This window comes from Sphingobacterium yanglingense, assembly GCF_004363245.1.
GTDB classification, from domain to species: Bacteria; Bacteroidota; Bacteroidia; order Sphingobacteriales; family Sphingobacteriaceae; genus Sphingobacterium; species Sphingobacterium yanglingense.
In genome coordinates, this window is the sequence record NZ_SNYV01000014.1 from 227,584 (window position 1) to 251,889 (window position 24,306).

Sequence of the window (24,306 nt, forward strand, 5' to 3'; positions counted from 1 at the left end):
CCTACAATTATGGATAATAACTCAAGAAGAGATTTTTTAAAGAAAACATTGATAGCCTCTACTGCTGTGGGGCTAGGAGGGATACTCCCTGGCTTCAGTGCTAAAAGTTACAACAGGATTGTTGGCGCTAATGAGAAAATGAGAGTTTCTGTGATGGGAGTGAATTCCCGTGGAGCAGCATTGGCTCAAAATTTTGCCAGTCAGGCGCAGAGTGAAGTCATCCATGTATGTGATGTCGATAGTCGTGCCATCGATAAATGTAAAGAAGGGCTTGCTAAATTCCAAAAGACAACGGTCACTGGATTTAAAGATTTTAGAAAATCGTTGGAAAGTAAAGATGTCGATATTTTCGTTGTCGCAGCACCTGACCATTGGCATGCACCAGCGGCTATATTGGCCTCACAGGCAGGAAAAAGTGTGTATTTGGAAAAACCTTGTAGCCATAACCCTAGGGAGGGAGAGTTATTGATAGCAGCGGCGAATAAATATGGTAATGTGATCCAGATGGGCAATCAAAGACGATCTTGGCCTAATGTGGTGAAAGGAATTGAAGAGGTGCACAATGGTACGATAGGTAAAGTATTTTATGCTAAGACTTGGTATACGAATAATCGCCCTTCGATCGGAATAGGAAAGAAAACGGCTGTGCCATCCTGGTTAGATTTTGACTTGTGGCAAGGACCTGCACCACGTGCAGCATTTCAAGATAATCTGTTGCACTACAATTGGCATTGGTTCTGGAATTGGGGGACCGGAGAGGCGCTAAACAATGGTACTCATATGGTGGATTTAGCACGTTGGGGATTGCAGGTTGATTACCCTACTCGCGTGAGTTCTAATGGTGGTCGATATGCCTATCAAGATGACTGGCAAACCCCAGATACACAAGTTATAAGCCTTGAATTTGGACCTGATAAGATGATTACTTGGGAGGGAAGGAGCTGTAATGCAATGACTACCGAAGGATCTAATGTGGGGGTCATGTTTTACGGTTCAAAAGGATCTCTGCAAATTGATGGTGCAAACTCTTATAAATTATTTGATATTCAAGGCAAGTTGGTTAAGGAAGTAAAAGACAGCGGTCCTATTAATACAGCAAGTCTTAGCAGCCCGTCTCAGCAACTGGATGCACTGCATATGCAAAACATGTTTGCGGCTATAAAAAATAACGGTAACCTTAATTCAGATATCTTGAGTGGACACAAAAGTACTTTATTGGTACAGCTAGGAAACATCGCACTCAGAGCAGGTAAACAATTAGAAATAAACTCTCAGAATGGTCATATATTAAATGACAGTGATGCTATGAAAAATTTATGGTCAAGAGAGTATGCTAAAGGGTGGGAGCCTAAAGTCTAATCGATATGGGAGCGAGTAACGTTAAAACTGCAGCTAGTCTGACGCAAAAAGAGACTATTGTTTCTATTGGAATCATTGGTGTTTTATTTTTTATGTTCGGTTTTGTCAGTTGGGTCAATGCTATACTGATACCTTATTTTAAAATCGCCTGTGAACTGACCAATTTTCAATCTTATCTCGTCACATTTGCATTCTATATCTCTTACTTAGTCATATCTATGCCTTCGTCTTATCTACTGAAAAATAAGGGGTTTAAGAATGGTATAATGATTGGTTTTTTTATCATGGCTTTCGGAGCATTTATGTTTATTCCCGCTGCTCTAACGCGTACATATGAGGTGTTTTTAGTAGGACTTTTTTCGCTGGGTGCCGGATTGGCGATTTTACAGACTGCAGCGAACCCTTATGTGACAATATTAGGCCCGAAAGAACGGGCTGCGCAGCGCATCTCAATCATGGGGATTTGTAATAAAGCTGCAGGGATATTGGCTCCTTTGATTTTCGCTACAGTAGTACTACGTGCCACAGATTCTGATTTGTTTAAGAATCTGGAAACAATGGATGTGGCACAGCGTTCCCAAGAGCTTGATATTTTTATACGAAGAGTCATTGCACCTTATACCGTTTTGGGATTTATCCTTGTAGGATTAGGACTTTTAGTCCGATTTTCTCCATTACCTGAAATAGATACTGAACACGAGGATGATGCTGTCGCTGCTGCTAATTCTTCAAAAAACAGCATCTTTCAGTTTCCGCATTTGATTCTTGGAGCAATAGCTATTTTTCTACACGTAGGCACTCAGATTATTTCGATTGATACGATTATTGGATATGCGGGGTCAATGGACATCGATCTCTTGGAAGCGAAGGTTTTCCCTTCCTACACACTTTTCCTTACTATCGTAGGGTATTTGTGTGGTATTGTTTTGATACCTAAGGTGATGAGTCAAGTTACGGCTTTGAGAGTCTGTACTGTTTTAGGCCTTTTGCTTTCTTTGGGAATAGTCTACCTCAGTGGAGATATCACGCTTTTAGGACATAAAGCAGATATCTCAATTTGGTTTATTGTTTTACTGGGATTTGCGAACTCTCTAGTCTGGGCAGGTATCTGGCCATTGGCTTTGAGCGATCTTGGAAGATTTACCAAGCAGGGGGGGGCTCTACTGATTATGGGCTTATGTGGAAATGCAATCATGCCGATGATATACGGTCACTATGCTGATGTATTCGATCTGAAGGCTGCTTATTGGGTTTTGGTGCCATGTTACCTCTATCTGATATTCTACGCGGTCAAGGGCCATAAAATTCGTAAATGGTAAATATGAAATTACATTTAAAAATCTGCTTCTGCAGTGCCTTATACTTATTGATCTCGAGCTGCTCAGAAAGACCGTCTTCGTCAGGTGGTACGGATCGGATCGGGCTTTTGGTTATACAGCCTGAACATTTTCATGCTGCTCTCGTTCAGAAATACAAGAATCCAGAGATAGATCCGGAGGTATACCTTTTTGCTGATACGGTAAGTTCTGTAGAAGCCTATCAAAATCTCATCCAACAGTACAATTCGAGAGATCAAGATCCAACGGATTGGAAGGTCATCTCTTACTATGGCTATGATTTTCTAGAGAAAGCGTTTAAAGGTAATTCTGGAAACGTCGTTGTATTAGCTGGAGATAATCAACAAAAAATAGACTTTATTTCCCAATCTGTGCAACACGGAAAGGACGTTTTCGCAGACAAGCCGTTGGTAATAAATGAAGAAGGATATAGCAAGCTTTCCGAATTATTGAATGCTGCTTCTGCTCAAGCTCCACTGATATACGATATCATGACCGAACGCTATGATATCAAGAACCTTATTGTCAAATCGCTTCTGAATGACACTGAATTTTCGGGAGGTGTTAGTAAGGAAGGTGCTGAAGCTGCGGTACAATTTAATAGTACCCATCATTTTATTAAGGAGGTTTCTGGAAAACCTTTGATTCGGCCAGCTATGTTTTATAATACCTTAAAGCAAGGTGAAGGTCTAGTTGATGTGACGACTCATTATATTGACTTGGTGTATTGGATGCTTTCTTCGGAGCAAGTTATTGATGTAAGAAAAGATTTGAGATTAGATAGTTCATTTAGATGGCAGACTAGATTGCGGAAGAGTGACTTTGAAAGATCTACAGGTTTGAAGCAGTATCCGGATATGGTTCTGGATGCTCAAACAAAAAGTGGAGATCTTGCTGTGTATAGTAATGGGAAAATGGATTTTAGTTTCAAGGGGATACCTGTTTCTATTGCAGTGCAATGGAAGGTCGAATCACTGGACAATAAGGGAGATCAGTTTTCAGCAAGTTTTAAGACCAAGAAGTTCCGGCTAGAGATTAAGCCTGATGGTCAGGGGACGATGGCAGTATTTGTTGCCCCCAATAGATTAAACGATAAGTTTGAAGATGAGTTAAGACAATCATTACAATCTATAAAAGATCTGCCTGGACTTGATATTGAGCAGGAGAAGGGAGCCTATAAGATTACCATTCCTAAAAGTCTATATTTAAGCCATGAGGATCATTTTGCAAAGGTACTAGCACAGTTTATCTCATATCGAAAAGTGAAGTCATTACCCGATTGGGAAAAGTCTTTTATGTTAGCTAAGTATTATTTAACGACCCAGGCTTTGGCGAAGGCAAAAACTATTGAACATGAAAAAGATTAGTTTTTTTATCCTCTCATTTCTTTTTTGTCAAATGGTGTTTGCTCAGAAAACGCATTTGCATGAGAAATTAGTTCCTTATTTTTATGCGCCTGATTCATTGGAACAAGATTTTGGACATTTTCAATCGCCTCTTGTGTTTAACGACGGAAGGCAGGTCCGGTCTGCAAAGGACTGGACAAGACGGAAAGCAGAAATCAAGCATGATTGGGAAAACTATCTAGGGCACTGGCCAGAACTCTATACCCAACAACGATTTGAATATATAGATACGCTTTACGAAGATACTTATACACAGTATGGTGTGCGTTTTAAATGGACACCAAATGAATGGACAAAAGGGTATCTATTGGTCCCCAAGAATGCAAGCAGTAAAATGCCTGCGGTAGTCAGTGTATTTTATGATGCGGAAAGCTCCATAGGGATAGGAAGTGAAAGTCGACCATGGCGACCATGGCGAGATTTTGCTAAGGAATTAGCAAATAGAGGCTTTGTAACGCTAGCGATAGGTACGAAAGAAGCATCAGAACGGAATGAATTTTCACTTTACTATCCTTCTATTGATTCCGTATCGGTACAGCCATTGTCTATGCTTGCCTATGCTGCCAATAATGCTTATTACGTGCTCGCTAACAGTAATAATGTAGATAAAAGCAGGATAGGTATCGTAGGACATTCTTTTGGTGGCAAGTGGGCAATGTTTGCTTCCTGTCTCACCGATAATTTTGCTGCCGCAGCATGGTCAGATCCAGGTATTGTAATGCAAGAAGACAGAGAGTCTATTAATTATTGGGAACCATGGTATCTCGGTTTTCATTCAAAGCCTTGGCGGAATAGGGGACTCATTACAGAGAGCAATCCAGCACACGGCGTATACAACCAGCTACGGAAAGACAATAGAAATCTGCATGAATTACATGTTTTGATGGCACCTAGACCATTTTTGGTCTCGGGGGGAGCAGAAGATCCCGTCACGCAATGGAGGGCACTGAACCACAGTGTCGAAGTCAATAAGTTATTGGGGAAAAAAGAACGAGTAGCTATGACCAATCGACCTATGCATGCGTTGACTGAAGATGCTACAGAGGTGATATACACTTTTTTTGAATATTTCTTGAAATAACTATTTGCTTGGTGGTCATAGCTTGCCTTCTCTCAGTTGCTCAAAGGCATAGTTCGCCGCTCGAGCGGAGAGTGCCATGAAAGTAAGTGAAGGATTTTGGTTCCCGGCACTGGCCATGCATGCTCCGTCTGTTACGAATACGTTTGGACAATCATGTATTTGATTGTATTTATTGAGAATCGAAGATTGGGGATTATTTCCCATACGTACACCACCCATTTCGTGAACTTCTAATCCCGGCTGTCTGCCTAATTCGTGATGTTGGTCTATCATTTGTATCGATGTGCATCCCGACTTTTCAAGCATTTCGTGACCAGATTTAAAGAAGTCTTGCATCATACTCACATCATTATCAGAATATGCTACAGAAGTAATCAGTTTCGGTAGGCCATATTTATCCTTCTCCTGGCTTAGTCGGACGTGATTTTCATAAACAGGAACTACTTCGCCTTGCATCATCATACTGACCCTCCATTCACCAGGTTCGGACAGACTATCTTTGAATAGCGGACCAACTTGGCTGTCAAGAGAACGTCTCCAGCCTTCGCGGTGAGCACTAAAAGCAATCAAATACGAGCCTTCAAAGTTTGGATTTTTGGTTTTGATATTTTCAAACGCAGGAATAAATACCTGAGTGGGACGTTTCCCATAATAATATTTGTCTTCGAAACCAGCAATTTTTGCTTGAATTTTACCTCGATAGTTATGGAATATGATATAACGGCCTAACATTCCACTACGATTCCCTAGCCCCTTCGGAAAGGCTTCCGAAGTAGAATTAAGTAGTATTAGGTTTGAGTTTAAGGTGGATGCATTTAAGAAGATGATTTTGGCCTTATACTGTTTTTTCTCCTTTGTATGTGCATCGATGGCTACTACGCCTATTGCTTTTTTTAATTGGTCATCATAAATGATTTTCTCAACGATACTATCTGTTTTTAGTGTTAAGTTACCTGTTTTTTTTGCCACTGGAAGAGTGGATGAATTGGCACTAAAATATCCGCCAAAAGGACAGCCTCTTTCGCAGAGCGATCGCGCCATACATTGACCTCTACCTTGTTGTTTTTGTGTATCGGTAATCTGCGCTAGATTGGCAGTTCTACCAATAATGGGAAACCGATTTGGGAAATTTTTACGTATAGCCGTTGAAATGTGGTTTTCTACGGCGTTCATTTCAAACGAACCAACGACTTCACAATCAGGAAGGTTTTCGATACCGTCTTTCTTCCCAGATATACCGACAAATTTTTCTACATGGCTATACCACGGAGACAAGTCGCTATAAGCTATAGGCCAATTAACTGTTGTCTTAAAAAACTTCGGATTGTCAAATTCGAATTGGCTCCACCGTTGGGTTTGCCTTGCCCAAAGTAGGGATTTACCTCCCACTTGGTAGCCTCTTATCCAATCAAAAGGTTTTTCTTGAATATAGGCTTGCTCATCATCGGTAATATAGAAATGCGAGGTTGCATCGCTGTAATTATAATGTTTACTTATAAGCGGATTAGATTTCTTTTTTTCGAGGCTAACGGCACCAGCATAGGGGAATTCCCAAGGGTCAAGCATGGCAGTAGGGTAGTCTTTGATGTGTTCAACCTGTCGTCCTCTTTCTAGAAGTAGGACTTTTAGACCTTTTTCACAAAATTCTTTAGTAGCCCAGCTCCCCGAAATCCCAGAACCAACAACTATGACATCAAATAACTCTTCCATAATTTAGTAATCGTGTACGTTAACAGAACTAATTTAGTGATTTTTATTTAAATAAATGAGGAGCTATTATTGTAAAAAGAAATGTAATCAAGGTGACGAAAGACAAAATCCTATATATAAAAAAAGGTGGTTTTATAAAACCACCTTTTTTTAATAGATATAACTATAAATTATTTTATACCCAGTTTAGCTTTTACATCTGCAGTTACATCTTCTCCACCTTGGTAATATACTGCAGCACCCGAGCCAATATCAAAGATATAAGCGTACCCTTTTTCTTTAGCTACTGCATTGATTGCATTCATCAATTTAGTTTGGATAGGAGCCATCAATTCTTGTTGCTTTTTGCCGATATCTTCTTGCGCTACTTTTTGTACCTCTTGTACACGAGTCTGCATCTGTTGAAACTCCTGGCCTATAGCTTGTAATTTCGTTTGTGTTTCTGATTTATTTGCTTCACTTTGATTCAACATGAGGTCGTTAGCTTCTTTTTCTTTCTTTTGTAGCTCAGCGTACATTCCTTCTAACTCCTTTTGCTTGGCATCACTTAATACCTTTAACTGTTCCTGAGCTGCCTTAAATTCTGTAGTAGCTTGAAATACGTCGTCAGCGTTGACGTGTCCGATTTTTTGTTGTGCACTTGCTACTTGTACCCCCGCAAATAACCCTACCGCTAAAATTGCTCCTTTTACTAAATTTTTCATTCTTTTCATGTTAAACTCTACAATTACAAAATGTAATTTTTTGATAATTCTCTATTGTTAATAAATTAGTTTTATTGTTACTGCGCTTTCTCTGCTAATGACGGATCTGGTTTGAAACCTAGTTTTGTGATTACATCATTACTTTTGTCCAGTCTAGAACTTGCAAAAAGAAAAGTAACCTCACTGCCTTTGTCTAATACAAGGTCAAGTCCTTGAGTCGTGGCAATATCTTGGATAGCTTTTGCGACACGCTCCTGAATAGGTTTTACTAGACGCACACGGGTTTGGAAAAGTTCTCCCTCATAACCAAATTTTTGCTTTTGGAAGTCTTTTACTTGTTTCTCTTTATTGACAATCTCATCCTCACGTCTTTTGCGCATATCATCATTCAGTAATACCTGATCATTTTGATAAGCTTTATAAAGTCGTTCTATCTCTCCGTATTGTTTGTCGACCTCACCTTGCCATTGTACAGATAAGTCATCTAGTCTTTTCTGAGCCGATACATATTCTGGAATATGTTTTAAGATGTATTCCGAGTCTACATAAGCTACACGTTGCGCAAATGAAGCGCTAATGCTACAAGTTATAAAAGCTAAAATTGCGAATATCTTTTTCATCTCTGTTTTATTTTCTATTTAATGATCTTAATCTTTTATCATATTTCTATGACAACAATTATACTAAAAAGTTTAAATATTAAAAACCTCCCATGTTCTGCATAATACTGAATGTGAAACTTTGTTTCCATTCACTTGAACGCATCCCTGGAATAGGATCGAATGCATGTCCGTAATCGATTCCCAGCATACCAAATATAGGTAAAAATATACGAGCACCTACGCCAGCAGAACGACGCACTTTGAACGGGTTAACCTCAGAAAATTTATTCCACGTATTACCTGCTTCAGCAAAGGCCAAGGCGAAGACTGTTGCTTGATCATTCAGCATGATCGGGTGTCGTAACTCTATCTGGTATTTAGCATAGATAGGGCTACCGGAGTTGATGGCGATTCGTTGGTTTCCGTTTCCTGTTGACTCAGGGATAATGGTACCATTGGCATATCCACGCATAGCGATGATTTCAGAACCTTGTAAGAAGTCGAATCCTTGCATACCGTCACCTCCTAGTTTGAAACGCTCAAATGTAGAAGTCTCTGTACGGTTTGTATAGTTTCCTAAGAAGCCAAATTGAGCTTGGGTTTTCACAACAAGTTTACCAGCGACTTTCATATACCATTGAGAATCGAATTTCCATTTATGGTACTCTGTCCACTTATAACGGACCTCTTCTGGATCTGTTTTGTAGTTGATATTGTTCCATGCCGAATAAGGAGGGGTCAATTGTACCGAGAAGCGAATATGTGAACCTGACGTCGGGTAAATAGGAGCATCGATTGAGTTACGACTGATCTCTTGTGTAAAGTTAAGGTTGTAAGCCGTACCATTGGAGAACAAGAAATAGTTTCCATAATTCTGTAGCTTATAACGTTGGAATGATAATGAGCTATTAATTTGGAAATAGTTGTCTGGCCATTGTAGACGTTTACCTAATGAGGCTGTCACACCTGTCATCCAGATACGTTGTAACTCAGAATCCTTGACCATTTGCTCGCCTGTATAGTAGTTGAAACCACCATAAGAAGAGTTTGAAGTATAGGCACTCAATCCAAAGTATACAGGTTTTTTACCCCCTAACCAAGGTTCTGAGAAAGAGAAACTATATGATTGGTATCGTTTACCAGAAGTTTGTCCACGTATACTTAGTTTTTGACCGTCACCACGTGGTAGTGGTTTCCATGCATCTTTTTTAAAGAAATTGCTTGTTGAGAAGTTGTTAAATGTTAATCCTAGTGTACCAATAATCTGTCCTGCACCATACCCCCCTGACAGTTCAACCTGATCTGATGGTTTTTCTACTACATTGAATACAACATCAGTAGTACCTTCTTCATGGTTCATTGTAGAAGAAGGTATATCTGGAGTTATTTTTTGCTCATCAAACATACCCAATTGAGAAATCTCACGTATACTCCGCATAATCAATTCTCTCGAATATTTTTGCCCAGGTTTAGTGTATATCGATCTTAACACTACACGGTCATTTGTGACGTCGTTACCTTTTACAATAACATTGTTGATTGTATATTGTTTTCCTTCACTGATTTGGATCTCGAGATCAATGGTGTCGTTGTATATTTTTTTGATTATAGGATTGATATTAAATGTCAGGTATCCATCATTCTGATAGAGAGCACTAATATCATCACTATTGCGGGTAGGTCCCGTAAGCTTAGCTGTCAACTTTTCCTCACTGTAGACATCACCTTTTTGAACACCCAATAAAATATTTAAGATAGAGTCTTTATAACGTGTGTTTCCTGTCCAGTCGATATTTCCAACATAATATTTGGGGCCTTCATAGACCTCCATGTCAATACGCACTTCCTTTTCACCAAAACGATATACACTATCAGACAGAATTTGGGCGTCGCGATATCCTTTGTCTTGTAGTTTTGCTACTAATTTTTCTTTAGCCTCTTTATACTTATCGTCTTTAAATTTGCCAGGACCAAATATTCTGAACCATTTGCGCGGCTTTACACCTTTGAGATATTTAGTCAGTTCCGAGTTGCTAAAGGTTTCATTGCCTGTGAAAAGAACTTTATTTACCTTAATCTTTTTGTTTTTCTCAACATTTACATTTAAGATTTCATTGTTGGCTTGAGCAGAGTCTTTAAGCGTACTTATTTTGATGTCAGGGTAGAGGTACGACTTTTCTCTTAAAAAACGTTGTATCGTGGATTTTGTGGATTGGATAAGATTATCATTGACGATACGTCCAGAGCTAGAGTTTAAACGCTTGTTTATCTCCTCTGTTTGAGATTTACTCAACCCTTTGATGTCAATTCGTGTCAATCGTGGTCTCTCTTGGACACGGATTTCAAAAAAGATAGTTTCCCCGTCGATACGTGTAGCCCACAATTGTACATCTTCGAATAGGTTTTGCGCCATTAAATCTTTAATAACACTAGCAGTAGCTTCTCCAGGAACTTCAATATATTGACCTACTACGAGTTTAGAAATCGTAATCAATACGTCCGTATCCAAGTATTGTGCCCCTTTTACAGTGATTCCTCCAATAATGTAATCTTTAGGCTGTAGATAAGAAAACTCATCTGGGTCCGAAAGATTGACCGGCCCACGATTAGCTATTTGAGCAAACGTAGAAGAGATGTTCAACAAAAAAAACGCTGCTGTTAGTATATATAGTTGCTTCATTTACTTGTTATTATGGATGCTAAAGTACATCAAACTCTTGTTAATTTTTGTTAAAAGTATAATTACGGTAACTTCTTGTTTTTTATGTAGTTATCGTTGGTTTTAGTGCGGTATTATAGTTGTTCACTCGTTTTTCCAAATCTTCTTTCTCGTAACTGGAAATCATAAATAGCCTCAAACAAGTTTTCTCGATCAAATTCCGGCCACATTTTAGGAGAAAAGATAAGCTCCGTGTAAGCCAGTTGCCACAAGAGGAAATTACTTACTCGATATTCGCCTCCGGTTCTAATCATCAGGTCAGGATCTGGGATGTCGGAAGTATATAAGTTTTGTGCAAAAACTTGTTCCGTAATATCATCTATATCTAAGACATTGTTATTCACTTGTTGGGCGATACGTTTCGTCGCTTCTAAGATCTCAGAACGTCCGCCATAACTCAACGCAAGGCTCAAGGTACATTTCGTATTGTTACGGGTGGCTTCCATGGTTTCTAATAGCGTTTTTCGGGCATTGCTTGGAAGGTCATTGATATTACCTATAGCATTGAGTTTTACACCATTCTTTTGAAATGTTTTAAGCTCTTTATTTAGCGAATTTATTAGTAGTTCCATTAGCGCCTGTACCTCCAGCTTTGGTCGATTCCAGTTCTCTGAAGAAAATGCATATAGTGTTAGGTAGGGGATTCCCAGATGTATACTACCTTCAAGTACCTCTCGAACAGCTGTTACACCATTCTTGTGGCCAAACACTCTTAATTTACCCAGACCTTTTGCCCAACGGCCATTTCCGTCCATAATGATAGCAATATGGCGAGGTAGGTTTTTAAGGTCTATATTATCTTTAACACTCATTGATTTTACTAAACTATTACTGCCACCAATAGCACTTTTTACTAATTATTGTATAAGTCAGTGTGATTCCCGCAGTCATATAACCATCGAATTTTTTGCCATCGCCACGAGCTCTTCCTTCATTTAATGCTAGTTTTCCAGCACTAGGGTCCGCTAAAAAAGTTAAATCCTCTTTAGTCAGACTATAGGGGATAGACGTGCGTTCCGAAATGTTTCCGGGGCTCAAATAATATTGGCTTACAGCATCGATATTGTCACTCAGAACTGTACGGTAGATCACTTCTGCCCCTAAAGACCAAGGTCCCTTTAAATTATATTTAAATCCAACTCCTATCGGAACGGATAATGCAAATTTAGAAAATGTAAGAGCGTTTCCGTTTTCGTCAGCTTCTAGCTCTAGCTCACGCAAGCGTATTTTTTTCGAACCATAGTTGACATAAGGTTCATGTATGACTCCTGCAACACCAGCTAATATATAGGGCGTATATCTGTTGAGTTCTCTGCCTGCGATATACTTGAAGAAATTAAATTCAGCAGTGATTGCCAGTTCAGAGAGCGTATTGTTAAACTGAAGATTGCGTTGCTTTTGATTGGCACCTTTGAAATCCTTATCGCTGCCTGATAGGTATAAATGATTGTATCCCAATCTAACGCCCCAAGTTGGATTAAAGTTGTATTTCGCAAATAATCCGCCTCCTAGATTTTTGAAATAAAAAGGGTTTGTAGTATTTATATCACCCATATAACCTGTGCCAACTCCGGACACACCAAACTCATACTGTTGTGCGTAGAGATCCGACAGTACAAGGGACAATATGGTTAATATAGCTATACGAATTTTAATCAACTTTACTGATTTTGGTTGTAAAGATAAAGTTTTTGCAATAATAGTGTAACCTTAATTTTTGTTAAATCAATTATGTAGTCTAATAATTACGGACATCGATTCCCCAAAGCAATTTTTCGCGCAATGTTCGGAAGTATCCATCTTTCTCTAGACGGATTAGATTGATGCTGAAAGGTGCTTTACGTATACATAGCTCTGTAGTAGTGGGGAGGGTTTCACTCTTAGAGTCACAGCTCAATATAAACTTTTCGGTACGACTTTCGATGCGCAGTCGTAGCGTCATGTTTTCAGATACAACAATTGGACGCACATTCAGGTTGTGTGGAGAGATTGGAGTGATTACAAAGTTGCCACTTCCAGGCATAATAATAGGTCCTCCACAACTCAACGAATAGGCCGTAGAGCCAGTTGGGGTCGCGATAATAAGACCGTCGGCCCAATAAGAATTGAGGAGTTCATCATCTATTTTGGCATCGATAGTAATCATAGAGGAGCTGTCGAAACGAAATACAGTAATATCATTTAGAGCAAAGTTTTCCCCATTGAAAAGATCCTTGTGGCTACTTTCTACCGACAGCAATGCTCTTTTCTGGATTTGAAATTGTTTATTTAGTATTTGGTCTAACGCGGCTTCCATTTCGTTTTTTTGGATATTAGCCAAAAAACCTAATCGACCAAAGTTGATCCCGGCTATTGGTATACCTGAATCACGGATTATAGATACAGCTGCTAGCATTGTGCCATCTCCTCCTAGACTCAATAAAAAACTAATGTCTTTAGGGAGATCTTGATGGTTGGTGAATGTTTCTAAGTGTTGTGAAGAGAAATCGTTTTTTAATAAAAAATCATAGAACTCTACATGTACAGAAATTTGAATATTTCTTTGGATTAGATAATTAAATAGATGATCAACATAGGGAATCACTGTCGAATTAAATATTCTACCAAAAATTGCAATTTTCGTCTGCTCCATTGCTATAGTACTGTTTCGTAAATCACAAAAGTGCAAAGAATAGGTTATAAATCTAAATAATTCATCAAAAGGTCGTAACGGTCTTGTATGTCAGATTGTTGTCCTCCGTCACGAAATGTAGCTTTAACGACATAATCGTTTCGCCATAGGGAAGAGACAACTGCAGCGATATTTGTTTTATTGACTTTTATTGTCATTTCTAATTTTGAGGATTCTGGTAGACGGTGGATTGCTGTGCTGAGAATGTTGGTGTTTTCCGCCTCGATAATTCGAGCAATATGTGAAAGTGCATTGTCACGCATACCAAGCTCAAGAACAATAATAGCCCCTTCATCATTTCCTAAGGTTTCATTGAGGGCAATTAATAGATCCTGCTTGGTTAAAACACCGATATATTCGTGCTTTTTGTTCAATACAGGGATAAAGCAATAATCGTAAGTTGTGATGAGTTGGAGCGCATCATATATATGTTGGTAGTCAAAAAGATAAACTGATTTAAAGTGTATCTTTAGATTCTCAATTGGCACTTGTAGGTCTGTCTGGTCAAGTAGTGTTTCTTCTGAAACCAAACCATGAAAAACATTTCCTTTGACGACAGCTAGAAACTTGGAGTGACTTTCGCTCATCTTCTCTAATACGAATTCTACAGTATCTGTATGCAAAACTTCGTGATAATCAGTGGATATGTACTGGCCGATAAACATAGTTACTATTTTAGTTATGAAACCTTTAATGTAGGGAAACGTTTAACCTTCATTCAAAAATAGCTATAAAAGACAAGAAACTTGTCTTAAAATGTAATTTTCTTAGCGAGATACAGCTTTATTTTTTTATTTTTACGCTTCACGAAAATAGGGGGTGCCCCGTGCTTTCAAAAACGATGGCTATAGAAAAAGATAAGTTCATACAAGTAAGGGAAGTCATACGAAAAAAAAGTCCAGGACTTGCTAAATGGATACCGAGTCCACTCTTAAGTTATTTGGAACGAACCATACATGAAAGCGAAATAAATGACATCATGTATCGTTTCAGAGATTTGCAGGGCTTAGACTTTGTGGATGCATTAATTGCTGATCTGGGAGTAGAAGTTGTTCTGGAGGGAGAGGAGAATATACCAGATTCCGAAGCGGTAATCTTTGCTTCAAATCATCCATTAGGAGGGTTGGATGGTATAGCTTTTATGCATGCTATTGGACGCTATCGGAGAGATGTGAAGTTTTTGGTGAATGACATATTAATGAATGTTGGGAATTTGCAACCTTTGTTTGTAGGTGTTAATAAAGTCGGTGGGCAAGATAAAAATGCTATCGCCGCGATTGAAGAAGCCTATGCTGGTGAACATGCTCTTTTGGTATTCCCAGCAGGACTTGTATCTCGTAAGATTCATGGCAAGATTGAAGATCTGGAATGGAAGAAGAGTTTCGTTTCCAAAGCTAAGAAATATAGAAAGGACGTTATTCCAGTGTATATTGATGGCCAGAATTCCAGTTTTTTCTATAACTTATCGAGATGGAGGGCTAAACTAGGTGTAAAATTTAATGTTGAGATGTTGTATTTGGCAGATGAATTTTTTGCCCAACGCAATCAACGAGTTGTAATAAAAATTGGGAAGAAAATTCCATATACGTTTTTTGATACTTCAAAAAATGAAAGACAATGGGCCGCTTACACAAGGCAGCTGGTATACGAATTGAAGACGGAGAAATAATTGTATGGAAGAAATAATTGCCCCAGTAGATAGGGGGTTGATCAAGGCTGAGTTAACCGAAAAGGCTTTTCTGCGTTATACCAATAATGGAAATAATGAAGTTTACCTGGTGAATTATCATTCCGCACCAAATATAATGCGGGAAATTGGAAGATTGCGCGAGTTAACATTCCGAGGAGCAGGGGGGGGGACCGGGCTTGCTCTAGATATTGACGAGAATGATACTTGTAAGCATAATTACGATCAATTAATAGCTTGGAATCCAGAAGATGAAGAAATTATAGCAGGATACCGTGTGATTCGTTGTGATCAAGCAAAAGATGAACAAGGGAATATTCATCTTTCTACATTGCACTATTTTGAATTTTCAGACGATTTTATAAATAATTACCTGCCTTACACGATCGAGTTGGGGCGTTCGTGGGTACAACCAAAATATCAACCATCGATTGATAACAGAAAAGGACTCTTTTCATTGGATAATCTTTGGGATGGGCTAGGTGCATTAGTCGTTATTAACCCAGATATCAAGTATCTGTTTGGAAAAGTTACCATGTATGCGCATTTCAATGCACAGGCACGTGACTTGTTGTTGTATTTTATGGAGTGTTATTTCCCTGATCGGGAAAAAATGGTGAGACCTTATGAAAATCTTTTGGTGGGATATAAGACCGATATAACACCATTTTTAGGGATTTTTGATGGCCTATCCTACAAAGACGGTTACAAAGTGCTGAATAAGCATGTTCGGGATTTTGGAGAGAATATTCCGCCACTTATTAATACTTATATGAATCTTTCGCCAACAATGATGACTTTTGGTACTGCCATGAATGATGAATTTGGTGAGGTCGAAGAGACGGGGATATTAATCACATTAGAAGATATCTATCCTCCTAAGAAGGAAAGGCATATTGCCTCTTTCGATAGAGACAAGGTTTTTGGTAGCAGGGAAGACAGAAAAGAGAACTAATTAGTTCTCTTTTCTTTTTATAGCATAGAAAAATGTGTCTTTAGTTTAAGAAAGACAGCTTTTTACAAGTTCTGAAATTGTTTTTCCGTCTGCTTGTCCTGCTAGTTTTTGATTGGCTAGTCCCATGACTTTCCCCATATCTTTCATTCCTGATGCACCGATTTCCGTAATGATCGTACGAATAATAGATTCGACCTCGCTACGTTCTAATTGTTTAGGAAGGTATTCTTCGATGACTTGTTGTTCTTCCAATTCAATTTGGAATAAATCTTCACGGCCTTGTTCTTTATATATCTCGCCAGATTCTTTACGTTGTTTTACTAGTTTTTGCAAGACTTTGATTTCTGTGTCTTGGTCCAATTCCTCTATCCCGGCTTTTTCAGTCTTGGCCAACAGTACAGCGGCTTTGATAGCCCTAAGTCCTCTCAGGCGCACGCTGTCTTTAGCAATCATCGCCGACTTGATATCTTGGTTTATTTTTTGTTCTAATGACATTGTTATAGGGGTTTAATTTATTTTCTAACTATTACAGTTCCTGTTGCCTGTGCGGTCGGCATGATGAGGAGATCATTAATGTTGACATGTGCAGGACGGGAGAGTACAAAGTTAATCGTCTCTGCGATATCCAAGCCTGATAAGGGCTCTACACCATTGTATACATTTTTAGCTCGTTCTTTGTCTCCTTTGAAGCGGACTTCTGAAAATTCCGTTTCAACCATTCCTGGATTTATTGCTGTAACTTTAATACCGAAAGGTAATAAATCTATACGCATAGCTTTGTTTAGCGCATCTACGGCATGCTTAGTTGCGCAGTATACATTTCCATTGGGGTACACCTCTTTACCGGCGATAGATCCAATATTTACAATGTGTGCCTGTTGACTCTCTTTCAATAAAGGAATGACAGCCTTGCTAACGTATAGCAGGCCTTTTACATTTGTGTCGATCATACGATCCCAGTCGTCGGTATCTCCATCCTGTAATGCGTCAAGCCCTTGGCTTAGACCGGCATTGTTAATCAATACATCGATCTTTTGCCATTCTGGAGGTAGTGAGTTAATGGCTTCTTTTACTTTTTCGTTGTCACGTACATCAAGAATGAACGTATGGATATCGATATTAGGATACTGTGTTTGGATTTCAGTACGGAGACCTTCCAATCGGTCAGCCCGGCGTGCACATAATAGGAGTCTATAGCCTTCTCTTGCTAATACCTGTGCACAGGCTGCCCCGATGCCCGAGCTAGCTCCTGTTATTAATACTGTTCTCATTGTCTTATTGTTTTTACAAGTTTTCCCCAATTTTCTTACATTAGACAACGACGTCTTTACTGGAAAATTAGGCTCACATATATGTTACGTATCAACCCCTTGTCAATAGGAGTCATAAAATTATTGTCTTGTGCTAATTTATGACTTGGGTCGAATACGTTTCCAAAGCTTTGATTGAATTTTATCTCTGGAGACATTTTAAAGTAGGCGAAAAAAATATCCGCCCCTAAGCCCGCTTCCCAAGATAAGTACCCTGGTTTCATGACAAGTGAGTGCGGAACAGCAGATTCGGGATTTTGTTGGAGTATCCCTTTGTATTCGCCGTTGACCCCAATCCACCTCGTATATCGGGCACCACCTATTAGGTAGGCTCTATATCTATTAAATTTGTTCTTTAATATCTTCTCATCTGAACGGAATTTAATCGAGAGCGGAAATTCAAAAGCATTAAAGTTGGATCCGTCGGCAGATGTGGCTACATGTCTTTGCTTTCTTGTAATACTTTTGCCCTCCCATTGCGGTTTCGATCCTGTAGATTGGTATTCAATTCCTAGTCCGTTGAAAAATAAGAAAGACGGATTAAATGTGAAGTAAAGATTTTCATTTGCCCGTATATCAATAGGTATACCTACCGAAAAGCCAATGTTCGGTTTGGATTGTATGCTTTTTAATTCACCTAAGCTGTTATGATCGTTGTCACCATAGTCGATGCTATGTTTTTGCCAACCGTCCTTTAATTGCAGTTGGTAGCTTTGTATGACTGCATTGTACTGTATGCCTAGAAGGATGGTTGCATCTTCATTATAAGAGGAGGAGAACGGTAGCGAAATTTTCCGTTGTCCGAAGCTGCTCATCGAAAAAAGAACCGCCGCTATTATAAAGAAGAGATGTTTCATTCAAGTAGTTTTTATTTTACAGCTTCATATATTGTACAAAAACCAAATGTCTGAGGCCTTACTTTTGTCTCTTTGAAACCGACCTGTGTTGTAATAGCTGCAAACCGTTTTCCATCTGGAAATTTTGCTACAGACTCGGGTAAATAAGAATAGGCACTGGAGTCTTTGGAGATTAGTTTGCCGATTGCAGGAATGAATTTATGAAAATAAAGCTGAAAAAGTTGTTTTATGGGAAATGCCGTAGGATTTGATAGCTCCAAAATAACAGCCTTACCTCCGGGTTTCAGAACGCGATTTATTTCTGATAGCCCTTTATCGAGATTTTCAAAATTACGTACACCAAATGCAACCGTCACAGCATCAAAGGTGTTATCATCAAAGGGTAGATTCTCCGAGTCGGCAAGTTGTACTTCAAGCTTTTGCTCAAGCCCTTTTTTTGATATTTTCTCTTTTGCAACGTTAAGCATACCTTGAGAAATGTCAATACCTATTATCTTTTTAGGCTTTAGGATACGAAGGGATTCAATTGCAAAATCACCTGTGCCAGTTGCCACATCTAGCATGAGTTGTGGCTTGATAGATTGCAGAGAGCGAATCGCCTTTTTTCTCCAAATCACATCAATACGCATGGTCATGATTCTGTTCAGTAAATCGTATTTGTGCGAGATGTTATTAAACATATCTGCGACCTGTTCTTTTTTACCGCCTTCTTTCGATTTGTAGGGTTTTAATGTTGAAGCTCCATTTGACATAGAGCAAAGATAATATAATATTTTCATTGCGATATAATATATTTATTGACTGTCTTTAACGAAGTAACGTTCTTTTTGTTTGATGATTTTTTTGTTTAACGTATTGAGAATGAAAAGTTAAAGACGACTTCCTTATTGAAGGCTTCAGTATGGGCTGACTGTCTGGATATTAACAATGTTTAAAGTTTTCCACACTTCTGTAAGTTGTTGATATTAAGGTTATCTATTGTGTTTTCAACAGGTTGTCAACAATTGGTGTTGAAAATAAAGGCTTGTGGGATAGGAAGGACGAAGAGACTGTCGTTTCGTTTTTTTTTCGATGTGAAGAACTAAAAAAATAGTGAGTTAGTATTTTTAGTACCTTTGTTTAACGATGTTTTTATGGTATCTCTAGGGGACTATACTTTATATTGTTGGACAGTAATATTAATCAAAAATGGATCAAGAACACACAGGACAATCATCTAATGCGGGGCGAACAGGTTTCAGTAAGAAACGGACAGGTCTTAATAATCTGGTCAGTGGATTAGGAAAACTCCCTCCTCAAGCTTTAGATTTGGAGGAAGCTGTGTTAGGGGCACTGATGTTAGAAAAAAATGCCCTGAGTGAAGTTATTGATATCCTAAAAGCAGAGTCTTTCTACAAAGAAGCTCATCAAAAAATATTTGAGGCTATTTTTAGTCTCTTTCAAAAGACATCACCAATCGATATTTTAACGGTCACAACTGAGTTAAGGCAAATGGGGGCTCTAGAGATGGTTGGAGGAGCTTTTTATATTACTCAGCTTACCGATCGTGTCGTTTCCGCGGCTAATATCGAGTACCATGCACGAATTATTTCGCAGAAATATATTCAACGGGAACTGATAAAAGTGTCTTCTGAAATTATTAATTCCTCTTACGATGAGACCAGTGATATCTTTGATTTACTGGATCATGCAGAGAAGAGTCTTTTCGATATTGCGCAAAATAACTTACGTAGAGATTCCCGTAAGATGGATGATATTATGCGCGAGGCAATTAGTAACCTGGAGGCATTGCGCGACCGTACCGATGGTCTGACTGGAGTTCCTTCCGGATTGACCGCCTTAGATAGAATGACTTCAGGGTGGCAACCTTCCGATTTGGTTATTATCGCTGCACGTCCTGCAATGGGGAAGACGGCCTTCGTATTATCCGTAGCTCGTAATGCTGCTGTAGATCACGAGAAAGCGGTAGCTGTATTCTCACTAGAGATGTCCTCGGTACAATTGGTGAATCGTCTTATTGCAGGAGAGACCGAAATTGAACAGGAAAAGCTTAAGAAAGGAAACCTTGCAGATCACGAATGGCAGCAGTTACATTCACGGATTGGGAGATTGACCGAGGCCCCACTTATCATTGATGACACCCCTGCACTAAACGTTTTTGAGTTTAGAGCCAAATGTCGACGTCTTAAGGCGCAGCATGATATACAGATGGTAATTGTGGATTACTTGCAGTTAATGCATGGTAAATCCGAAGGTAAAGGAGGCGGGAACCGTGAACAGGAGATTGGTAGTATTTCCCGTGCATTAAAATCTGTTGCAAAAGAGCTTAATATTCCTGTATTAGCCTTATCCCAGTTAAGTCGTGCGGTAGAGTCGCGTCCGGGTAATGCTAAGCGTCCGATGTTGTCCGATTTGCGTGAGTCAGGTTCTATTGAGCAGGATGCTGATATGGTATTGTTCCTGTATCGTCCGGAATACTATGGCTTGACCGAAGATGAAGAAGGCCGACCTACCGCTGGTGTAGGGGAGGTAATTATTGCTAAGCACCGTAACGGTGAGACCGGTATTGTTCCTCTTAAGTTTGTGGGCAAGTTTGTGAAGTTTGTGGATTTAGAAGATGATTTTTCTGGCATGGGTGGTGGAGATTCCTTTGGTGGTGGAGGTGGTGATTCTCCTTTTGGAGCATCTCCTATGATGCCGTCATCTTCCTTTGAAGATTTCGGTGGAGGTGGTATCACGATGCCTTCACGAATGAATGATATGCCGGATGATGCTCCATTCTAAATTTTCAGTTATTGAACTGGGAAATCAAAGTACTTATCTTTAAAAGGTTCATTGTTCAAAGTGTAGTGCCACCATTCTTTCGAATAGGCTCTAAAACCGTGTTTTTCCATAACGGATTTGAGGGTCTTCCTGTTTTTTAGCTGTTGTGTGGATAGATTAGCAAAGGAATGTCCTGATTTTTCGCCGAGAAAATCGAATGGACTCCCCATATCAATCTCTTTCTTACTATCTAGCATGATGATAGTTAGGTCTACCGTACTCCCCCGGCTATGCCCCGATTTTGACGCTATATAACCTCTCTTAAATAAAAAGCGTTTGTCTTCGGTTGGATAGAATTCAGATTTGCCTAAGGTATCTTTGAGATCACTGGCCCATTTTACAAAATGATTTACAGCCGATTGGGGACGATAGGCATCGAATATTTTTAACCCCATATTGTTTTTGTTTAGCTCTTTCTCTACATTTGCCAACGCTTCCGTTGCCTTCTTTGTAAGAATGGTTTGAGGTTCCAAATAGCCTTGTATAGGTTTTCCAATAAAGTTGTGATGACCACAGTATCGTAAATCCACTTCTAGATGTGGTATGATATCCTTTACATATACAAAACCATTAGGCAGTCGGTTCGAGCTCTGTTGTGCATGAGTAGCAATGAGGATAAAGAAGAAGGAGGCAATAAGTGTCGGTTTTATCATAATAACGTCTTGTTAACAAGATAAAGGTAGCTATTTGTCAGAATAAATAGCAATACAAACCAACCGTATTTAACAGTAATTTAGTAACTTTGCAATCTATTTCTAACGGAAAAAAATCTTTTTATTTTGGATTATTTAGCAGGATTAAATTCCACGCAGCGTGACGCTGTAGAGCAGACAGAAGGGCCAGTAATGATTGTGGCTGGAGCGGGGTCAGGGAAAACCCGTGTTATCACATATCGAGTAGCTCATCTTATTCGTAAAGGTGTAGATCCCTTTAAGATTCTGGTTCTTACGTTTACCAATAAAGCCGCTAAGGAAATGCGGGAACGTATTACAAAGGTGGTAGGGGCAGAAGCAAAAAATATATGGATGGGTACTTTTCACTCCATTTTTGCTCGTATACTTCGTGTCGAAGCTGAGTTGATTGGTTATCCAAAAAATTTCACAATATATGATACCGACGATACCAAAAGTTTATTAAGGTCTATCTTGAAAGAAATGAACCTAGATGATAAACTGTACAATGTCAATCAAGTCTATGGACGTATTTCCTCTGCTAAAAACAACCTTATTTCACCTCAGGAATACAATAAAAACGAAGCTATACTTGCCGAAGATAGGGAGAATGGACGACCGCAGATGGGACAGGTTTATTTTACTTATGCTCAACGTTGTTATCGGGCAGGTGCAATGGATTTTGATGATCTATTGTTCAAAACAAATGTTTTATTGAATAAACATCCCGAGACTTTACATAAGTATCAACATCAGTTCCGCTATCTCATGGTTGATGAGTATCAGGATACGAACTTTTCTCAATACCTTATCGTCAAACGGTTAGCGGCTGTCAATGAAAATATATGTGTCGTCGGAGATGACGCTCAAAGTATTTATGCCTTTCGGGGAGCGAATATCCAGAACATTCTTAACTTTCAAAAGGATTACCCAACGGTAAAAGTATTTAAGCTAGAACAGAACTACCGCTCGACAAAGATGATTGTCAATGCAGCAAATAGTATTATTGCCAACAACAAAAATCAGCTTGAAAAGAATGTTTTTTCTGAAAATGAAGACGGCGACAAGATCAAAGTAGCTCGTGCTTTCTCCGACAATGAGGAAGGTAAAATTGTAGCAGAGGCAATCCTGCAGGACAAGGCATTACATTCTTTGCAATTTAAAAGTTTTGCTATTCTATACCGTACGAATGCGCAATCTCGGGCAATGGAGGAATCCTTACGTAAGCTTAATATTCCTTATAAGATTTATGGAGGTACTTCATTTTATCAACGCAAGGAAATTAAAGATCTTATTGCGTATTTCCGATTGACGTATAATCCTAATGATGAGGAGGCACTTAAACGGGTGATTAACTATCCACGGAGAGGGATAGGGGATACTACTATTGATAAAATTATTGTTGCCGCGGACAAAAACCAGTATCGCTTATGGGATATAGTCGCTAATGCACAAATGTTTTTAGATGGACGTAGTGCAACGGCTGTTTCCAATTTCGGAACCATGGTGCAGAGCTTTCAGGCGATAGGGAATCAAGCTAATGCTTTCGATACAGCGATGCACATTGCACAACATTCGGGCATATTGAAAGATCTATATGAAGATAAATCGGTAGAGGGCTTGAGTCGATATGAGAATATCCAAGAGTTATTAAATGGTATCAAAGAGTTTTCCGAACGAGAAGACATTGAAGAAAAAAGTCTAGACGTTTTTTTACAGGATGTTGCACTCCTTACAAATGACGATAATGATAAAGATCCCAATGCAGATACCGTATCATTAATGACTATTCACTCGTCTAAAGGACTTGAGTTTCCTCATGTATTTATTGTAGGATTAGAAGAAAATTTGTTTCCATCGCAATTATCCGTAAATTCACGAGCGGAATTAGAAGAGGAGCGGAGGCTGTTTTATGTGGCAGTGACACGTGCAGAGACTAAATTGCACATTTCTTATGCCACCTCAAGGTATCGCTGGGGTACTTTAAATAATTGCGAACCCAGTCGTTTCTTAGATGAATTGAATCCTGCTTGTTTAGATTTAGACTTTAAACCTAGAATGAACAGTGCTTCAGGGGATGGAGATATGAAGTCTGATCGAATAGCGTGGCAACAGAAGGATAGCTTCTCCAAACCCAAGCCCAAAATTGTAAAGACTACGTCTATTCTTCCGAAAGCCCACGTCCCTTCAGAGGGGTTTGCACCTTCGGATACCAGTGGTCTGCAAGTGGGCATGGAGGTAGAGCATGAGCGTTTTGGTTTCGGGAAAGTCATAAATCTGGAAGGCAATAAGCCGGATTTGAAAGCAACTATTTTTTTTAAGGAGTTGGGACAGAAACAATTGTTGCTTAAATTTGCGAAACTAAGAATTGTCCAATAGCATTTGGATGGAATATTAAATAAAAAATAACGTTA

General features: G+C 39.1%; 21 protein-coding genes. 8 read left to right on the top strand and 13 right to left on the bottom strand.

Annotation, left to right across the window (positions count from 1 at the left end):
- Positions 1 to 9 precede the first annotated feature (9 nt).
- The 4 genes from CLV99_RS12160 to CLV99_RS12175 are packed head-to-tail and all read left to right on the top strand — an operon-like array spanning position 10 to position 5,183.
- Positions 10 to 1,359, top strand: coding sequence for a Gfo/Idh/MocA family protein (locus CLV99_RS12160; RefSeq protein WP_133584776.1), 1,350 nt, complete (start codon positions 10 to 12; stop codon positions 1,357 to 1,359).
- Between the two features lie 5 nt (positions 1,360 to 1,364).
- Entirely contained in the window at positions 1,365 to 2,678 is a 1,314-nt protein-coding gene (locus tag CLV99_RS12165) for a sugar MFS transporter (RefSeq protein WP_133584777.1), read from the top strand.
- A 2-nt stretch (positions 2,679 to 2,680) separates the two neighbouring features.
- Positions 2,681 to 4,063, top strand: a complete 1,383-nt coding sequence (locus CLV99_RS12170) for a putative oxidoreductase C-terminal domain-containing protein (RefSeq protein ID WP_162850102.1) — start codon at positions 2,681 to 2,683, stop codon at positions 4,061 to 4,063.
- Entirely contained in the window at positions 4,050 to 5,183 is a 1,134-nt protein-coding gene (locus CLV99_RS12175) for an alpha/beta hydrolase family protein (protein WP_133584779.1), read from the top strand. The genes CLV99_RS12170 and CLV99_RS12175 overlap by 14 nt, the downstream gene beginning before the upstream one ends.
- A 15-nt stretch (positions 5,184 to 5,198) precedes the next feature.
- On the opposite strand, the gene CLV99_RS12180 is transcribed toward CLV99_RS12175, so the two are convergent.
- The 8 genes from CLV99_RS12180 to CLV99_RS12215 form a co-directional block, all read right to left on the bottom strand.
- Positions 5,199 to 6,893: a GMC oxidoreductase gene (locus tag CLV99_RS12180; protein ID WP_211348532.1), complete on the bottom strand. Its 1,695-nt coding sequence runs from the start codon at positions 6,891 to 6,893 to the stop codon at positions 5,199 to 5,201.
- Positions 6,894 to 7,063: 170 nt separating this feature from the next.
- Positions 7,064 to 7,597 (bottom strand): OmpH family outer membrane protein, encoded by a 534-nt coding sequence (locus tag CLV99_RS12185; protein ID WP_133584781.1) that lies wholly within the window; start codon positions 7,595 to 7,597, stop codon positions 7,064 to 7,066.
- A 77-nt stretch (positions 7,598 to 7,674) separates the two neighbouring features.
- Positions 7,675 to 8,217 carry an OmpH family outer membrane protein gene (locus CLV99_RS12190; protein ID WP_133584782.1) on the bottom strand — a complete coding sequence of 181 codons (543 nt, stop codon included), beginning with the start codon at positions 8,215 to 8,217 and terminating at the stop codon, positions 7,675 to 7,677.
- 79 nt (positions 8,218 to 8,296) lie between these two features.
- Positions 8,297 to 10,879: an outer membrane protein assembly factor BamA gene (bamA, locus tag CLV99_RS12195; protein ID WP_133584783.1), complete on the bottom strand. Its 2,583-nt coding sequence runs from the start codon at positions 10,877 to 10,879 to the stop codon at positions 8,297 to 8,299.
- 113 nt (positions 10,880 to 10,992) lie between these two features.
- Positions 10,993 to 11,730, bottom strand: coding sequence for an isoprenyl transferase (locus CLV99_RS12200; protein WP_133584784.1), 738 nt, complete (start codon positions 11,728 to 11,730; stop codon positions 10,993 to 10,995).
- 16 nt (positions 11,731 to 11,746) lie between these two features.
- Positions 11,747 to 12,577, bottom strand: coding sequence for a type IX secretion system protein PorG (gene porG, locus CLV99_RS12205; protein ID WP_246032754.1), 831 nt, complete (start codon positions 12,575 to 12,577; stop codon positions 11,747 to 11,749).
- 79 nt (positions 12,578 to 12,656) lie between these two features.
- The gene (locus CLV99_RS12210) at positions 12,657 to 13,550 is read right to left on the bottom strand and encodes an NAD kinase (RefSeq protein ID WP_133584786.1); all 894 of its coding nucleotides are present in this window, start codon (positions 13,548 to 13,550) and stop codon (positions 12,657 to 12,659) included.
- 44 nt (positions 13,551 to 13,594) lie between these two features.
- A complete protein-coding gene (locus tag CLV99_RS12215) occupies positions 13,595 to 14,254 on the bottom strand; it encodes a CBS domain-containing protein (RefSeq protein ID WP_133584787.1) in 660 nt (219 codons plus the stop codon).
- 176 nt (positions 14,255 to 14,430) lie between these two features.
- Between CLV99_RS12215 and CLV99_RS12220 the strand changes: the two genes are divergently transcribed.
- Both CLV99_RS12220 and CLV99_RS12225 read left to right on the top strand, forming a co-directional pair.
- Complete coding sequence (locus tag CLV99_RS12220) at positions 14,431 to 15,258, top strand: 1-acyl-sn-glycerol-3-phosphate acyltransferase (RefSeq protein ID WP_133584788.1); 828 nt, start codon at positions 14,431 to 14,433, stop codon at positions 15,256 to 15,258.
- A gap of 4 nt (positions 15,259 to 15,262) precedes the next feature.
- Positions 15,263 to 16,231: a GNAT family N-acetyltransferase gene (locus CLV99_RS12225; protein ID WP_133584789.1), complete on the top strand. Its 969-nt coding sequence runs from the start codon at positions 15,263 to 15,265 to the stop codon at positions 16,229 to 16,231.
- Between the two features lie 45 nt (positions 16,232 to 16,276).
- On the opposite strand, the gene CLV99_RS12230 is transcribed toward CLV99_RS12225, so the two are convergent.
- The 4 genes from CLV99_RS12230 to ubiE are packed head-to-tail and all read right to left on the bottom strand — an operon-like array spanning position 16,277 to position 19,150.
- Positions 16,277 to 16,726: a GatB/YqeY domain-containing protein gene (locus CLV99_RS12230; protein WP_133584790.1), complete on the bottom strand. Its 450-nt coding sequence runs from the start codon at positions 16,724 to 16,726 to the stop codon at positions 16,277 to 16,279.
- A 17-nt stretch (positions 16,727 to 16,743) separates the two neighbouring features.
- The gene (locus tag CLV99_RS12235; RefSeq protein ID WP_133584791.1) at positions 16,744 to 17,502 is read right to left on the bottom strand and encodes an SDR family NAD(P)-dependent oxidoreductase; all 759 of its coding nucleotides are present in this window, start codon (positions 17,500 to 17,502) and stop codon (positions 16,744 to 16,746) included.
- Positions 17,503 to 17,558: 56 nt separating this feature from the next.
- Positions 17,559 to 18,398 carry a PorT gene (locus CLV99_RS12240; protein WP_133584792.1) on the bottom strand — a complete coding sequence of 280 codons (840 nt, stop codon included), beginning with the start codon at positions 18,396 to 18,398 and terminating at the stop codon, positions 17,559 to 17,561.
- 11 nt (positions 18,399 to 18,409) lie between these two features.
- The gene (gene ubiE, locus CLV99_RS12245) at positions 18,410 to 19,150 is read right to left on the bottom strand and encodes a bifunctional demethylmenaquinone methyltransferase/2-methoxy-6-polyprenyl-1,4-benzoquinol methylase UbiE (RefSeq protein ID WP_133585098.1); all 741 of its coding nucleotides are present in this window, start codon (positions 19,148 to 19,150) and stop codon (positions 18,410 to 18,412) included.
- Between the two features lie 436 nt (positions 19,151 to 19,586).
- Between ubiE and dnaB the strand changes: the two genes are divergently transcribed.
- Positions 19,587 to 21,182, top strand: a complete 1,596-nt coding sequence (gene dnaB, locus CLV99_RS12250; RefSeq protein ID WP_133584793.1) for a replicative DNA helicase — start codon at positions 19,587 to 19,589, stop codon at positions 21,180 to 21,182.
- An 8-nt stretch (positions 21,183 to 21,190) separates the two neighbouring features.
- On the opposite strand, the gene CLV99_RS12255 is transcribed toward dnaB, so the two are convergent.
- Complete coding sequence (locus CLV99_RS12255) at positions 21,191 to 21,874, bottom strand: M15 family metallopeptidase (RefSeq protein ID WP_133584794.1); 684 nt, start codon at positions 21,872 to 21,874, stop codon at positions 21,191 to 21,193.
- 126 nt (positions 21,875 to 22,000) lie between these two features.
- Between CLV99_RS12255 and CLV99_RS12260 the strand changes: the two genes are divergently transcribed.
- Positions 22,001 to 24,271, top strand: a complete 2,271-nt coding sequence (locus tag CLV99_RS12260; RefSeq protein WP_133584795.1) for an ATP-dependent helicase — start codon at positions 22,001 to 22,003, stop codon at positions 24,269 to 24,271.
- Positions 24,272 to 24,306 lie beyond the last annotated feature (35 nt).